This window comes from Kordia periserrulae (assembly GCF_003054265.1).
GTDB classification, from domain to species: domain Bacteria; phylum Bacteroidota; class Bacteroidia; order Flavobacteriales; family Flavobacteriaceae; genus Kordia; species Kordia periserrulae.
Genome location: NZ_QBKT01000010.1, coordinates 73,856 through 87,561 on the forward strand (window position 1 = coordinate 73,856; position 13,706 = coordinate 87,561).

15 protein-coding genes are annotated in these 13,706 nt (G+C 36.7%); 14 read left to right on the plus strand and 1 reads right to left on the minus strand.

The window, feature by feature from the left end:
- Positions 1–2 precede the first annotated feature (2 nt).
- The 9 genes from C8N46_RS17495 (at position 3) to mgtE (ending at position 9,835) form a co-directional block, all read left to right on the plus strand.
- A complete protein-coding gene (locus C8N46_RS17495; RefSeq protein WP_108116403.1) occupies positions 3–935 on the plus strand; it encodes a bifunctional riboflavin kinase/FAD synthetase in 933 nt (310 codons plus the stop codon).
- On the plus strand, positions 925–2,424 hold the full coding sequence (locus C8N46_RS17500) for an HTTM domain-containing protein (RefSeq protein WP_108116404.1): 1,500 nt from the start codon (positions 925–927) through the stop codon (positions 2,422–2,424). The genes C8N46_RS17495 and C8N46_RS17500 overlap by 11 nt, the downstream gene beginning before the upstream one ends.
- Before the next feature lie 204 nt (positions 2,425–2,628).
- On the plus strand, positions 2,629–3,900 hold the full coding sequence (gene serS, locus C8N46_RS17505) for a serine--tRNA ligase (protein ID WP_108116405.1): 1,272 nt from the start codon (positions 2,629–2,631) through the stop codon (positions 3,898–3,900).
- Between the two features lie 470 nt (positions 3,901–4,370).
- Positions 4,371–6,155, plus strand: a complete 1,785-nt coding sequence (locus C8N46_RS17510) for a tetratricopeptide repeat protein (RefSeq protein ID WP_108116406.1) — start codon at positions 4,371–4,373, stop codon at positions 6,153–6,155.
- 14 nt (positions 6,156–6,169) lie between these two features.
- Positions 6,170–6,715: a hypothetical protein gene (locus C8N46_RS17515; protein ID WP_108116407.1), complete on the plus strand. Its 546-nt coding sequence runs from the start codon at positions 6,170–6,172 to the stop codon at positions 6,713–6,715.
- Between the two features lie 219 nt (positions 6,716–6,934).
- Positions 6,935–7,249, plus strand: a complete 315-nt coding sequence (locus C8N46_RS17520; protein ID WP_108116408.1) for a DUF4286 family protein — start codon at positions 6,935–6,937, stop codon at positions 7,247–7,249.
- 6 nt (positions 7,250–7,255) lie between these two features.
- Positions 7,256–7,693, plus strand: a complete 438-nt coding sequence (locus C8N46_RS17525) for a hypothetical protein (protein ID WP_108116409.1) — start codon at positions 7,256–7,258, stop codon at positions 7,691–7,693.
- 20 nt (positions 7,694–7,713) lie between these two features.
- The gene (gene rsmA / locus C8N46_RS17530; protein WP_108116410.1) at positions 7,714–8,496 is read left to right on the plus strand and encodes a 16S rRNA (adenine(1518)-N(6)/adenine(1519)-N(6))-dimethyltransferase RsmA; all 783 of its coding nucleotides are present in this window, start codon (positions 7,714–7,716) and stop codon (positions 8,494–8,496) included.
- On the plus strand, positions 8,483–9,835 hold the full coding sequence (gene mgtE, locus C8N46_RS17535) for a magnesium transporter (protein WP_108116411.1): 1,353 nt from the start codon (positions 8,483–8,485) through the stop codon (positions 9,833–9,835). Before rsmA ends, mgtE begins: the two co-directional genes overlap by 14 nt.
- Before the next feature lie 56 nt (positions 9,836–9,891).
- On the opposite strand, the gene C8N46_RS20645 is transcribed toward mgtE, so the two are convergent.
- On the minus strand, positions 9,892–10,065 hold the full coding sequence (locus tag C8N46_RS20645; RefSeq protein ID WP_158269194.1) for a class I lanthipeptide: 174 nt from the start codon (positions 10,063–10,065) through the stop codon (positions 9,892–9,894).
- Between the two features lie 291 nt (positions 10,066–10,356).
- Here C8N46_RS20645 and C8N46_RS17540 point away from each other — a divergent pair, with 291 nt between their 5' ends.
- From C8N46_RS17540 to C8N46_RS17560, 5 genes are all read left to right on the plus strand, one after another.
- Positions 10,357–10,878, plus strand: coding sequence for a GNAT family N-acetyltransferase (locus C8N46_RS17540; RefSeq protein WP_108116412.1), 522 nt, complete (start codon positions 10,357–10,359; stop codon positions 10,876–10,878).
- Positions 10,879–10,897: 19 nt separating this feature from the next.
- Complete coding sequence (locus C8N46_RS17545; protein ID WP_108116413.1) at positions 10,898–11,263, plus strand: cupin domain-containing protein; 366 nt, start codon at positions 10,898–10,900, stop codon at positions 11,261–11,263.
- Positions 11,264–11,266: 3 nt separating this feature from the next.
- Positions 11,267–12,205, plus strand: coding sequence for a 2-hydroxyacid dehydrogenase (locus C8N46_RS17550; protein WP_108116414.1), 939 nt, complete (start codon positions 11,267–11,269; stop codon positions 12,203–12,205).
- 1 nt (position 12,206) lies between these two features.
- The gene (locus C8N46_RS21010) at positions 12,207–12,626 is read left to right on the plus strand and encodes a response regulator transcription factor (RefSeq protein ID WP_108116415.1); all 420 of its coding nucleotides are present in this window, start codon (positions 12,207–12,209) and stop codon (positions 12,624–12,626) included.
- Positions 12,627–13,160: 534 nt separating this feature from the next.
- The gene (locus C8N46_RS17560; RefSeq protein ID WP_158269195.1) at positions 13,161–13,676 is read left to right on the plus strand and encodes a DUF4199 domain-containing protein; all 516 of its coding nucleotides are present in this window, start codon (positions 13,161–13,163) and stop codon (positions 13,674–13,676) included.
- The last annotated feature ends 30 nt before the right edge of the window (positions 13,677–13,706 follow it).

The following is a 13,706-nucleotide window of genomic DNA, read 5'->3' on the forward strand; positions in this document are numbered from 1 at the left end:
TAGTGAATACCATAGATTTTTTTGAGGCATACAAAGCTGAAAGTCCATCCGCAATTACCATTGGTACTTTTGATGGCGTGCATGTAGGACATAAAAAGATTATCGAAAATCTTATTGAAAAATCAGAAGGCTTAAATACGATGCTGCTCACTTTTTTTCCGCATCCGCGAATGGTATTACAGCAAGATAGCAATATCAAACTCATCAATACGATTGACGAACGCGTAGAACTCTTAGAAGCTACAGGACTCGACACGCTGATTATTTATCCGTTTAATAAAGAATTTTCGCGACTCAAAGCACGCGATTTTGTTCGCAATTTCCTCATTGACCATTTAAACTTGAAAAAAATCATCATCGGATACGATCATCGTTTTGGCAGAAACCGAACGGCAAACATTGACGATTTGCGCGAATTCGGACAAGCATTTGACTTTAAAGTAGAAGAAATCAAAGCCAAAGAAATTGACGATATCACTATCAGCTCTACCAAAATTAGAAAAGCACTCAACGAAGGCGATATTACGACGGCAAATACCTATCTCGGGTATGAATTTATGCTGACAGGAACGGTCATTGCAGGGAAAGGACTGGGAAATACAATTGATTTTCCAACGGCAAACATTCACATCAAAGAAACCTATAAACTCATTCCGAAACAAGGTGTGTATTTTGTAAAAAGTGCATTGGATGGAGAAACTGTCTTTGGCATGATGAATATTGGCACAAACCCAACCGTAAAAGGCACCAACCAAACGATTGAAGTACATTTTTTTAATTTTAATCGTGATATTTATGGCAAAAAAGTTCAAATTCGATTGATAAAACGCTTGCGTGACGAACGAAAATTTGGTTCTGTAACAGCGTTACAAGCGCAATTAGAAAAAGACAAACAAACTTGCGAAACGCTAATTCAAAACTACCATGCTCACTAAATTTCTGTACAAACAAGTAGACAACACATCGCTCATTGTATTTCGAGTGTTTTTTGGGTTGTTAATAGGTTTGGAAGGATTTGGTGCAATATTCACAGGTTGGGTAAAACGGACGTTTATTGAACCAGAATTCACATTTCCGTTTATTGGTTTTGAAGGCATCTTAACACCAATGCAGCAAACGTTGCGAAAACCACTTCTCGACTTCAATCTGTTTGGTATTGAATGGCTCAATATGGCAGACTATACCTACGGTTTCTACTTTTACTTTGCCATCATGGGAATCTGTGGTTTTATGGTGATGATTGGCTACAAATATCGCTGGAGCATTGGTTTGTTTACCATTATGTGGACAAGTGTGTATTTGATGCAAAAAACCTCATACAACAATCACTACTATTTGTTGGTATTATTGTGTGTATTTATGTGGATAGTGCCTGCGCATCATTACCTTTCGGTAGATGCGAAAAAAAATCCAGCTCTCAAAAAAATTCACATGCCCAATTGGGTGTTGGTCATTTTTATACTGCAATTATTCATTGTATATACGTATGCTTCCGTTGCCAAAATGTATCCAGATTGGTGGACAGGTGAAGTCACCACGAATCTAATGGCAGGACGAAGAGATTTACCAATTATTGGCGAATTTCTGCAGCAAAAGTGGATTCACGTAATGCTAACTTATGTTGGCATCGGATTTGATTTGCTGGTCGTTCCTGGATTGTTATGGAAACGCACGCGTGTCTTTTTCTTTATCTGTTCTATCATTTTCCACTTATTCAATTCGTTTGTATTGCACATCGGAATTTTCCCGTATATGTCACTGGCATTATGTCTGTTCTTTTTTGAGCCAGAAACCATTCGCAATATTTTTATGAGGGAAAAAAAGTTCTTTAAAAAGTGTGCATATTTTATAAAAAACGGACGCGCTTATAAAAATAACAATATCGTCTTAAAGCAAAAAGAAATCTATAAAGGTGATGAAGTAATTGTATCTCCGCATAAAAACTGGGCAGTTCCTATTTTTGTTATCTACTTTATTTCTCAAATGCTGTTGCCATTGCGTCATTGGACATTTGAAGATGATGTATTGTGGACAGAAGAAGGACATCGTTTAAGCTGGCGTATGATGTTACGCTCCAAAAGTGGAAACATTTCTTTTAAAGTCGTCAACAAAGAAAACAACGATATTACGTATGTAAGTCCGTCAAAATATACCTCTGCAAAACAAGCGGCTCGCATCGCAGTAAAACCTGATATGATGTGGCAATTTGTACAATTCTTAAAAAAGGAATATGCCAAAAAAGGTGTTGATGTCGCCATTTATGCAAACGGAATGGTCAGAGTAAACAATCATCCGCGCCAACGCCTTTTCAATCCTGAAGTAGATATAGCTGCAGAAGAATGGTCACATTTTTCGCATCACGATTGGTTATTACCGTTTAAAAGTAAATACGATAACGAGTCCAAAAAATCATCAGAAAACTAATTTTCAAAATTCCACAATTCTAAGCCGAAAAATAATACGTCAATTCTCTTAATTTGATTATTTTTGTGGCTTCATAAATCCGTGCGTTAAGGATTGAAGCATTGTTGGAGCTCCTCATAGAGAGCGACTGCTGAAAGCCTGACCAAAAAGCATACTGAGGCACTCGAAGGAAGCTTTTGGAAACGCCAAAAACATCATAACAAAATGTTACAATTACAATTTATTAGAGAGAACAAAGCACAGATTATTGACGCTTTGAAGAAACGAAATTTTGATGCTACCGCAATTGTAAATGACGTAGTTTCGTTGGACGAAGCACGCCGAAGTTTGCAAGTAGAATTGGACAACACGTTGGCTTCTTCTAATAAATTATCCAAAGAAATTGGGCAACTATTTAAAAGTGGTGAGCGTCAAAAAGCAGAAATTTTACGCGAAAAAAGCGCACAGTTAAAAACAACTGCAGAAACGCTGAAAGCAGATTTAAAAGAAAAAGAAACTGCCGTTGCCGAGCTTTTATATACCATTCCAAATGTACCCAACGAATTGGTGCCTGCGGGAAATAGCGAAGATGATAACGAAGAAGTATTTCGTGCTGGCGATATTCCGGTTTTACATGAAAATGCACAACCACATTGGGAATTGGCTAAAAAATACGACATCATCGATTTTGAACTTGGAAACAAAATTACAGGTGCAGGATTTCCTGTGTACAAAGGAAAAGGAGCGCGTTTGCAACGTGCGTTAATTCAGTATTTTTTAGATAAAAATACCGAGGCTGGTTATACGGAATATCAAGTGCCGCATTTGGTGAATGAAGCTTCAGGCTACGGAACTGGGCAATTGCCAGATAAAGAAGGGCAAATGTATCATGTAACAGGCGACGATTTGTATTTGATTCCGACAGCGGAAGTTCCGGTAACGAATATGTTTCGTGACGATATGCTAAAAGCAGAAGATTTGCCAATTTGCTGTACAGGGTACACACCTTGTTTTCGCCGTGAAGCAGGAAGTTACGGAGCGCATGTACGCGGGTTGAATCGTTTGCATCAATTTGACAAAGTGGAAATTGTTCGTATAGAACGTCCTGAAGATTCGTATGCCGCTTTAGATAGCATGGTGGAGCATGTAAAAGAAATTTTAGAAGAATTGAAACTTCCGTATAGAATCTTGCGTTTGTGCGGTGGCGATTTAGGATTTACCTCAGCACTCACCTACGATTTTGAAGTATTTTCAACAGCGCAAGATCGTTGGTTGGAAATCAGTTCGGTATCGAATTTTGAAACCTTTCAAGCCAATCGTTTAAAACTTCGTATCAAAGATAAAGACGGCAATAAGCAATTGGCGCATACGCTTAACGGAAGTGCCTTAGCCTTGCCAAGAGTATTGGCTGGAATCTTAGAAAATTACCAAACGGAAGACGGCATCGAAATTCCAGAAGTTTTGCGTCGTTACACAGGTTTTGACAAGATTTCTTAACTAGAAAAACATACATTAAAAAAACATCGATAATGCATTTTGTCGATGTTTTTTGCTTTTTATCGATAATATAGCTAGATTTGCATACCCAAATTTTAAACGACTAATATGTTGCGTATCCATAGATTAATAGCTAGTACGTATCATATTCGAACTTAACAAAAAATGCTATATACCCAAACCTAGTTTTAAATAGTTTTAATCTATGGAATTATAGCTGATAGAAATGCGTTGTTGCGAGTTTTCACTTGTAATGGCGCATTTTGCTTTTCATGCCATCACGAATTGGAAACCCGCGATTGCTGTAAGTATTGAGAATTTTAGCAAAGCGAGTCAAGAATCTAGAATCTAGAATCTAAAAGTGCTGAAAGCACGGTCTAACATCTAACAGCGCGAAAGCGCGGTCTAAAAATCAAACATTACCATTTATTTAACATACTTTATGCTATCTTTGAACTAAAAGCTATTGTATGCGATTCCTCATAAGTTTCTTATTCTGTGCATGCTTGTGTTCACAAACGTGGGCGCAAAGTGAAGCCTTAGCACAACAGTATTACGAAAAAGGAGAATATAAAAAAGCGATGGTTGCCTATGAAAAGCTCTACAAACAATCGCCTCGTAAAATCAATTATTTTATTGGTTTGGTAAATAGTCATCAGCAATTGGAAGACTTTGACACGGCAGAAACCTTGTTACTAACAGCCATAGAACAGCCTAAATTTAATCCAATTTTGTTGGTGGAAACTGGCTTTAATTACGATTTAAAAAAAGATTCCATTACGGCAAATACATATTACGAAAAAGCAGTAACCTATTCTGAACAGAAAATCACAGCATCCTATAGTGTTGGGCGTGCTTTTGAGAAAAAATCGTTGTTAGATTATGCTTTGCGCGTGTACAAATCTGCCATGGAGCAAAATCCCAACTACAACTTTCTCAACAATATTGCGCGAATTTATGGCGAAAAAGGTGACATTGAAAAGATGTTTTCTAGCTATTTAGACCTCATCAGAGACCGCGTAGAACAAAAAGGCTATGCGCAACGCATCATCAGCCAGTTTTTACGAAACGATCCGAATGATGAAAACAATCGACTTTTTCGAAAATTACTGCTCAAACGCGAGCAAGAAGAGCCGAATTTGCTGTGGAACGAATTGCTAAGTTGGTTGTTTATCCAACAGAAACAATACAAAAGAGCGTTCATCCAAGAAAAAGCCATTTACATGAACGGCGACTATTCGTTGCAACGTATTTTTGAGTTGGCAAATTTAAGCATTGAAGATAATGACAAGGAAACTGCACGCGAGATTCTAAATTATATCATAGAAAACTCTACGCAGGATATGACCATTATCCGAGCGTCGCAAAACTTACTACAACTAGATATTGAAACGGTTACCGATGGCAATTTTGACGCTATTGAACAACGATTTAATGAATTACTCACCAAATACGGTCGCAACTTTAGAACCATTTTATTACAACGCGATTACGCCAACTTTTTAGCATTTCAAAAAAACGAATCCGAAGCTGCCATTGCCTATTTAAAAGAAGCTTCAGAATTGAAGTTAACTTCGCGACAAGAAGCTGTCGTAAAATTGGCGTTAGGTGATATTTTGGTGTATCAAGAGCAATTCAATCAGGCATTGATTTACTTTTCGCAAGTGCAAAAATCGTTGAAAAATGATATTGTGGGACAAGAAGCGCGATTTCGCGTAGCACGAACCAGCTATTACAAAGGCGATTTTGAATGGGCAGAAACGCAACTCAAAGTGTTGAAATCGTCCGTATCGCAATTAATTGCAAACGATGCATTGCAATTAAAATTGATTATTTCTGATAATTCTCTGGAAGATTCCACACAAACTGCCTTAAAAAAATATGCAAAAGCCGATTTGTTATCGTATCAAAAAAAAGAAACAGAAGCGATTGCGGTGTTGGAAGATATTTTACAAAATCACAAAGGTGAAAAAATTGAAGACGAAGCCTTGTTAATGCAAGCGCAACTCTACGAAAAACGCGGCGAATATGACAAAGCGCGACTCAATTACCAAAAAATCATCGAATTTTACAAAGACGATATTTTAGCAGACGACGCGTATTTTGCGATGGCGCAACTCTACCTCAACCATTTTGACGATGAAGAAAAAGCCAAGCAATTCTTTGAAGAAATCATTTTCAATCACCAAGACAGCATTCATTACGTAGAAGCGCAAAAATCGTATAGAAGATTGCGTGGTGATGCGGTGAATTAATTCGAAAGCTTTTAATGAAAAAATTAACTTTTATCATTTTAATTCTTAGTTGTTTCTACAATTGCAAGAAAGATGGAAAAACTATCGGAAAAGTACATGAAAAAGCTGTAGACTCTTCAAAAATAAACTATTATGATGCCGAAAAATCAAGTTTCACGTTGTATGAAAGCGATATTATAAATGGATTAAAATACAGTCCTAAATATGTTATTTCTGAAATCAATTATGAAGTTTTTAGAATACTAGATACTACATCAAAAAATTATAATATGACTTATCATATTGCGAAAATAAACAAGGTGTCAGAATTGGTAAATGGTGCAGAAGGTGGACTTGTAAAAATCAGTGCGGAAATACGGAATTTCAACAATCCAACAAATATCGAATTTACTATTAAAGAAACAGAAGGTAATGAAATTCAATTTGAACCAAATTTATATAGAATTGTACAATATGGTTGTTGCGATTCTAACGGTTGGATAAAATTATACAGCTACCAACAAAAACTTATCGCAGAAGGCAATCCTACTGTCATAAATAACAAATATCCTGTTTGGTAATTATCAAGCATTGTTTAACTTAACGTGAGTTCGATTTAAGAAATCACTATTCAATTCATAATTCACTGATAAATAACTAATTGTCAGTTTGACATTGAGTATAATCTATTAGTAATCAGCTACATAAAAAAATAGTTATATCGAACTCACGTTAACTTAAGACTACATAAATAATTCAGCTTAAAACCGTAATTTTGCAATTCATTACAAAACAGTCGTATGTACATTTACAACATAACAATCAACATTGCAGCACACGTTCAAGAAGAATTTTTAAGCTGGATAAAAACACACATTCCTGACGTACTTGCCACAGGAAAATTTACCGAAGCTCGATTTACAGAAGTATTGGTTGATGAAGAAACGGGCGGCATTACCTATTCTGTTCAGTACACAGCAAAATCGCGCGCACATTTGGATGCCTATTACGAAGAAGATGCACCGCGTTTGCGCGAAGAAGGCATGAAAAAATTTGCAGATACGATGGTTGGTTTCAGAACCGAATTGAAAATTATTGAAGATTTCAAAGCCTAAGAAACGATGGAAAAACGATACTATTCACAACTTTCTTACTTCATTAAAGCAATTTTAATCATTGTCGTCATTGGAACGTTTTTTTACATCATCACGCAACTTTCGGACAAGCTAGCAGAAACGCTCAGTATAAAGTTTCGAAAAAATTTAGTGTTTATCAAATATATTTTAGACGCTATTTTTGGCATTGTTGGTTTACTATTTATTCTACTGATTCTCTTGCGAGGAAAACCACAAATTACGATTAATGAGACTAGAATTAGAACCAATCGTTTTAGAAAGAATTTTGACGAATTGGCGTCGTACCATCCCAGTAGAGGCGGCAGCGAACCGTATGTAATTTCAAAAGATGGAAAACAATACGATATTGAACTTTCATGGTTTTCTAAAAAAGATAGGCAGGAAATAGAATCCTTGCTACAAGAACGCATTAAAACTGCCTAAAACACACAATTTAAAACGGTATGAGCGATAAAGTAAGAGCTAAAAAACACCTAGGACAACATTTCTTAAAAGACGAAAATGTGGCACAACGCATTGCAGATACGCTGACGCTGAATGGCTACAAAAACGTGCTTGAAATTGGTCCTGGAATGGGCGTTTTGACGAAATACTTGCTCAAAAAACCAATTGCAACGTATGTGTGTGAAATTGACACCGAATCGGTTGTGTACTTACAAGCACACTATTTGCAACTCTCAGAACGTATTTTGGAAGAAGATTTTTTAAAATATGATTTGAAGAAAACCTTCCACGACGAATCGTTTGCCATCATCGGAAACTTTCCGTACAACATTTCGACGCAAATCGTTTTCAAAACTTTGGAAATGCGTGACCAAATTCCTGAGTTTAGCGGTATGTTTCAAAAAGAAGTCGCACAACGAATTTGCGCGCCGCACGGCAACAAAACCTACGGAATTCTCTCGGTATTGACACAAGCATTTTACGATGCGGAATATCTCTTTACTGTTCCGCCAGATGTGTTCAATCCGCCACCAAAAGTAGATTCGGGCGTAATGCGATTGATTCGAAAAGAAAACTTTACACTTCCGTGCAATGAAAAACTCTTCTTTAGAGTGGTAAAAACAGCTTTTCAACAACGTAGAAAAACGCTTCGTAACAGTTTAAAAACATTCAATCTTTCAAATAATTTAAAAGAAGATGCTATCTTTGGGCTACGACCAGAACAAGTAAGTGTTCAAGGATTTGTAGATTTAACCATCAAGATAGCCAATGACGCCATTTAAACTCAGCGAAGAACTCATTGAGAATGTACAACTTCTCATTGAAGGAACTAAAGATTCAGAACTTCTAGAACTCTTAGAAGAAGTTCACTATGCTGATGTTGCAGAAATTATTGACGACTTAAATCTTGAAGAAGCAACGTATATCATCAAGCTGCTCGACAGTGAAAAGACATCAGACATCTTAACTGAGCTTAATGAAGATGTACGTGAAAAAATTCTTGAAAATCTTTCTGCCAAAGAAATCGCCGAAGAAATTGACGAACTCGATACCGATGACGCGGCAGATATCATTTCAGAACTTCCTGACGAACGAAGACAAGAAGTAATTTCCGAACTGGAAGATAGAGAACATGCCAAAGAAATTGTAGAACTTCTTCGCTATGATGAAAATTCTGCGGGTGGATTGATGGCAAAAGAATTGGTTTGGGTAAATGAAAACTGGAACGTGATGACGTGCGTTAGAGAAATGCGCAAACAAGCAGAAGAAGTAACGCGTGTGCATTCCATTTACGTAGTGGACGATGACGATATTTTAAAAGGACGACTTTCGTTAAAAGACTTACTCACTACTTCTACTCGAACACCTATCAAAGAGATATACATTCCAAAAGTAGATTATGTAAACGTACACGACAAAGCGGAAGATGTTGCCAAAGTGATGTCAAAATACGATTTGGAAGCCATTCCTGTGGTAGACGAAATGCAGCGCTTAGTTGGACGTATTACTATTGATGATATTGTAGATGTCATTCGTGAAGAAGCCGAAAAAGATTACCAATTGGCCGCTGGTATTACGAAAGACGTTGAAGCAGATGATAGCATTTGGCAATTGACGCGCGCACGCTTGCCTTGGTTATTTTTAGGATTGGTTGGTGGAATTGGCGCCGCAGCCATCATGGAAGGTTTTGAAGAAATGATTAGCAAATATGCCATTCTGTTCTTTTTTACGCCGCTCATCGCCGCTATGGCGGGAAATGTCGGTGTACAATCGAGCGCAATTATTGTGCAAGGTTTGGCGAATGACGATATTAGAGGAAGCATCAACAATCGTTTGTGGAAAGAAATGTTATTGGCATTTCTCAACGGACTTGTCTTAGCGATAATCCTTTTCTTTGTGGTTTGGATATGGAAAGAAAACCCTATAGAAGCGTTGGCAATTTCTGCATCACTCATTGTTGTCATTGTAGTTGCAGGCATCATTGGTACTTTTATTCCACTCTTCTTGAACAAGCGTGGAATTGATCCCGCAATTGCAACCGGACCTTTTATTACCACCAGCAATGATATTTTCGGAATTTTGATTTACTTTTTAATTGCGAAACTCATCATCGGTATTTAAAAAAAAGCGAACTCTTCTGAGTCCGCCTTCCATAAATTTCAGCATTGCCTGCTTTTTTATCCACAAGTATAATTCACTGTTGGCTGACAACCAATAGCATTAGATGTACACATAGTATCTTCCTGTGTTAATACACTTCTGGTTCCTCCTTTAATACCTTGCGCACTTTGAGAATTTAACTCAGAAATTACTGATTTTTTTAATGACAATGATTTAAGATTTTTTTTCATAGTATATAATTTAATCTCCTACTCTTTTTACTATTTGGCTTTTCGGAGTCCGCCATGACTAGTACGTATTAGTGATTCGAAAATAAGTAGGAATCTTAAATTTTGACTTGATTTTGAGGTCGGATAGGTGTGTTTGTAACCATTCGCACGCTATTTAACATTTATTAGGAAATAATTTGATGTTGAAACTTAAAAACTTTAGTCGCGCCACTATACTATTCTCCTTTTTACATCGTTTACTTACAAAAAGAAGCTCCATACAACACAACTACTGAAAAGGCAAAATACAGCATGGCACATCACACCATACGAAAAGCAACTCCTGAAGATGCTAAGTATATTTCACTATTGGCAAAAATCAATTTTTCGGAATCGTTTGGTAATTTATTTTCTTCCGAAGAAGAACTCCGACTGTATATTGACAAGAAATTTTCTGAAGAGAAAATGAAAGCTTCTATTGAAAATAGCGAAAATGTTTTTTGGATTGCCTATGTACAAACGCTTCCTGTAGGTTTTGCCAAACTCAAAAAAGACATGCCTGTGCCTGATACCAACTACAAAGAAGCAGCGGAACTGCAAAAATTGTACATCTTAAAAGAGTATCGCGCAGAAGGAAATGGCAATCAACTCAAAGTAGATTTCTTTGAAGAACTACAAAAACTAAACTTAAAACGTGTGTGGATTAAGGAACTGCATACCGACCAACGCGCATTGAACTTTTACGAAACACATGACTTTCACAAACATCATACGCAATCGTTTAGCATTGGAAAAGAAGATTTTGTTTTCAATATTTTGATGAAGACATCGTAAAATCTTGTACATTCGTTGTATGAATGCAATCAATATTAAAGAAAAATTTCAAAAATTCAGCGCGCAATGGCATCCACATCAAATTGCTATTGTAGATGATATGCAAGTGCTCCTTGCTAAAATTCAAGGCGAATTTGTGTGGCATACACACGAAGAGGAAGACGAATTGTTTCAAGTCGTAAAAGGAACGTTGTATATGAAGTTTCGCGACAAGACAGTAACGGTTACCGAAGGTGAAATTATCGTTGTTCCAAAAGGTGTAGAACATTTCCCTTTCACCAAAAATGGCGAAGAAGTACATGTATTGCTTTTCGAGAAACTGTCTACTGCGCACACAGGCAATGTACAACACGAAAAAACACAAACCAACTATCCAAAAATCTAATCCGTGACTATTTTACATTTGGATGAAAATCATCCGTTACTCATACAACAACTTGCCGCTTTAGGACATATCAATCACGAAGATTACACGTCTTCGCGAGAAGAAATTATGGCGAAAATTCACCACTATGACGGTTGTATTATTCGGAGTCGTTTTACGATTGATGCGGAATTTCTAGCGAAAGCTACCAATTTAAAATTTATCGGTCGCGTAGGTGCAGGTTTGGAAAATATTGATGTAGCATTTGCCGAACAACAAGGCATCCAACTGATTGCGGCACCAGAAGGAAACCGAAACGCTGTAGGCGAACACGCGTTGGGAATGTTGTTGTCGCTCCTAAACAAACTCAACAAAGCAGACCGCGAAGTTCGCGCTGGAAAATGGTTGCGCGAAGCCAATCGCGGTGTGGAATTGGACGGACAAACGGTAGGTATTATCGGTTACGGAAACATGGGAAAAGCGTTTGCCAAAAAACTACGCGGATTTGATGTGGAAGTACTTTTTTATGATGTGAAGGAGAATATCGGCGATGAAAATGCAACGCAAGTTTCGCTAGAAACACTACAAAAACGAGCTACAGTACTCAGTTTGCACACACCGCAAACACCGTTGACCATCAACATGATTGATATGGAATTTATCAACGCGTTTCATCATAATTTTTGGTTGATTAATACCGCGCGTGGTAAAAGTGTGGTAACGCAAGATTTGGTAGCAGCCTTGCAATCAGGGAAAATCTTAGGTGCTGGTTTGGACGTGTTGGAATATGAAAAAAGTTCGTTTGAAAACCTATTTCAAGACGCACAAATGCCAGAAGCTTTTCAGTATTTGATTGCTGCTGAAAATGTGTTGCTTTCGCCACATGTTGCGGGTTGGACCGTGGAGAGTAAAGAAAAATTGGCGCAAACGATTGTAGACAAATTCAAAAAACACTTTCATTGATATGAAAAAAACAGTGTTCATATTTGCAACACTCATCATTGCATTGCTGGCGTTGATTCAGTTGAGTAAATTCTCCATCGTCAAAGGAAAATCTTCCCTAGAATATATCATTGCCGCGGTTGCCATTGTCTTCTTTTTTGTGGGATTGTATATTAACAAAAGAAAAAATCAGTCAAAAACATCTTTGACTAAACCTAATATTGACACGCAAAAAATAGAAGATTTAGGATTGAGCAAACGTGAATACGAAGTGCTGTGCAAACTCGCCAAAGGACATTCTAACAAAGAAATTGCTTCACTCCTATTCGTTTCTGAAAGCACAATAAAAACACATGTTTCCAACGTATACACCAAACTTAATGTAAAACGCAGAACACAAGCTATTCAAAAGGCTAAAGAGTTGCGCATCTTGCCGCACTAAAAATATATTTTTATACTTATCAGTAAAAATTTATTGAAAACTCTTTATTTTGAGAGATAAAAAAAGCGACTCACAAAAGTCGCTTTACATAAATATTATTGGTCTGCACATCCGTAAAGTCGGCAAGTAAATGTTTCATTACATGTATCTGATTGGCAACCGCACGAAGCTCGATAAGTAGCTCCTCCTTTTATCTGAGAATTTAACTTTGAAACTGATTTCTTATTAAGGTTCAAAGATTTTAAATTTCTTTTTTTCATAATTAAAATATTTAAAGTTATATATAATTGTAAGTTACAAATACAGATTATCAATGACTTACGGTAATCCCGTAATAAAAACATAAGTATTTACCTATGCTAAAATATTAAAGATGTTTCTATTTTATTAATACAACTCGATACTTTGAATAATATGGCATCTTGCCATTTTTCTAAAAATACTACCTTCGTATGAGCAGATTGGTACTTTCGTATGAGTACAATTTCAGTACTTACTGCTACTTTTGGCTTAGAAATCTTAAAACTATTCGACATGAAAACCACCATCAAAAAATACGGAATCAGCACACTTATCATCGCGCTCATTTTATTCTTTCTTGCTTTGTATTTTGGACAAAACTTGTCATTCAAAACACAAGAAGTCCTTGGATATGTCACAATAATTGTTTGTCTTATTCCTATATACTTCGGAATTAAACATCACAAAGCAACACAAAATGGAAATATCAGTTTTAAAGACGGATTCATCATCGGAATTCTGATTGCTTTATGCGCTGCGATTGGCTTTGCGATTATTGATTACATCTACGTCGCTTATGTAAATCCGGAATTTCCGCAGCAATATTTGGCGTATCAAATTGATGCTATCAACGCTTCCGACTTAAATTCGGCAGAAAAATTTCAAAAAATAAACGAAGCTACCGAAATGGCTAAAGACTACGGAACTCCTACATTTGGTGCCATATTGATGTTTGCGATTGTGTTTATTTTAGGAATGATTATTTCCATCATTTCGGCACTAACCTTACAGCGAAAAGCGAGTTCGTAGCAATAGCCTAAAATTACTAACTTAGTGTTT

What these genes read in the sequence shown, in the direction of transcription:
- C8N46_RS17500 (WP_108116404.1), top strand. Translation starts at nt 925, where the DNA reads ATGCTCACTAAATTTCTGTACAAACAAGTAGACAACACATCGCTCATT.
- serS (WP_108116405.1), top strand. Translation starts at nt 2,629, where the DNA reads ATGTTACAATTACAATTTATTAGAGAGAACAAAGCACAGATTATTGAC.
- C8N46_RS17510 (WP_108116406.1), top strand. Translation starts at nt 4,371, where the DNA reads ATGCGATTCCTCATAAGTTTCTTATTCTGTGCATGCTTGTGTTCACAA.
- C8N46_RS17515 (WP_108116407.1), top strand. Translation starts at nt 6,170, where the DNA reads ATGAAAAAATTAACTTTTATCATTTTAATTCTTAGTTGTTTCTACAAT.
- C8N46_RS17520 (WP_108116408.1), top strand. Translation starts at nt 6,935, where the DNA reads ATGTACATTTACAACATAACAATCAACATTGCAGCACACGTTCAAGAA.
- C8N46_RS17525 (WP_108116409.1), top strand. Translation starts at nt 7,256, where the DNA reads ATGGAAAAACGATACTATTCACAACTTTCTTACTTCATTAAAGCAATT.
- rsmA (WP_108116410.1), top strand. Translation starts at nt 7,714, where the DNA reads ATGAGCGATAAAGTAAGAGCTAAAAAACACCTAGGACAACATTTCTTA.
- mgtE (WP_108116411.1), top strand. Translation starts at nt 8,483, where the DNA reads ATGACGCCATTTAAACTCAGCGAAGAACTCATTGAGAATGTACAACTT.
- C8N46_RS20645 (WP_158269194.1), bottom strand. Translation starts at nt 10,065, where the DNA reads ATGAAAAAAAATCTTAAATCATTGTCATTAAAAAAATCAGTAATTTCT.
- C8N46_RS17540 (WP_108116412.1), top strand. Translation starts at nt 10,357, where the DNA reads ATGGCACATCACACCATACGAAAAGCAACTCCTGAAGATGCTAAGTAT.
- C8N46_RS17545 (WP_108116413.1), top strand. Translation starts at nt 10,898, where the DNA reads ATGAATGCAATCAATATTAAAGAAAAATTTCAAAAATTCAGCGCGCAA.
- C8N46_RS21010 (WP_108116415.1), top strand. Translation starts at nt 12,207, where the DNA reads ATGAAAAAAACAGTGTTCATATTTGCAACACTCATCATTGCATTGCTG.
- C8N46_RS17560 (WP_158269195.1), top strand. Translation starts at nt 13,161, where the DNA reads ATGAAAACCACCATCAAAAAATACGGAATCAGCACACTTATCATCGCG.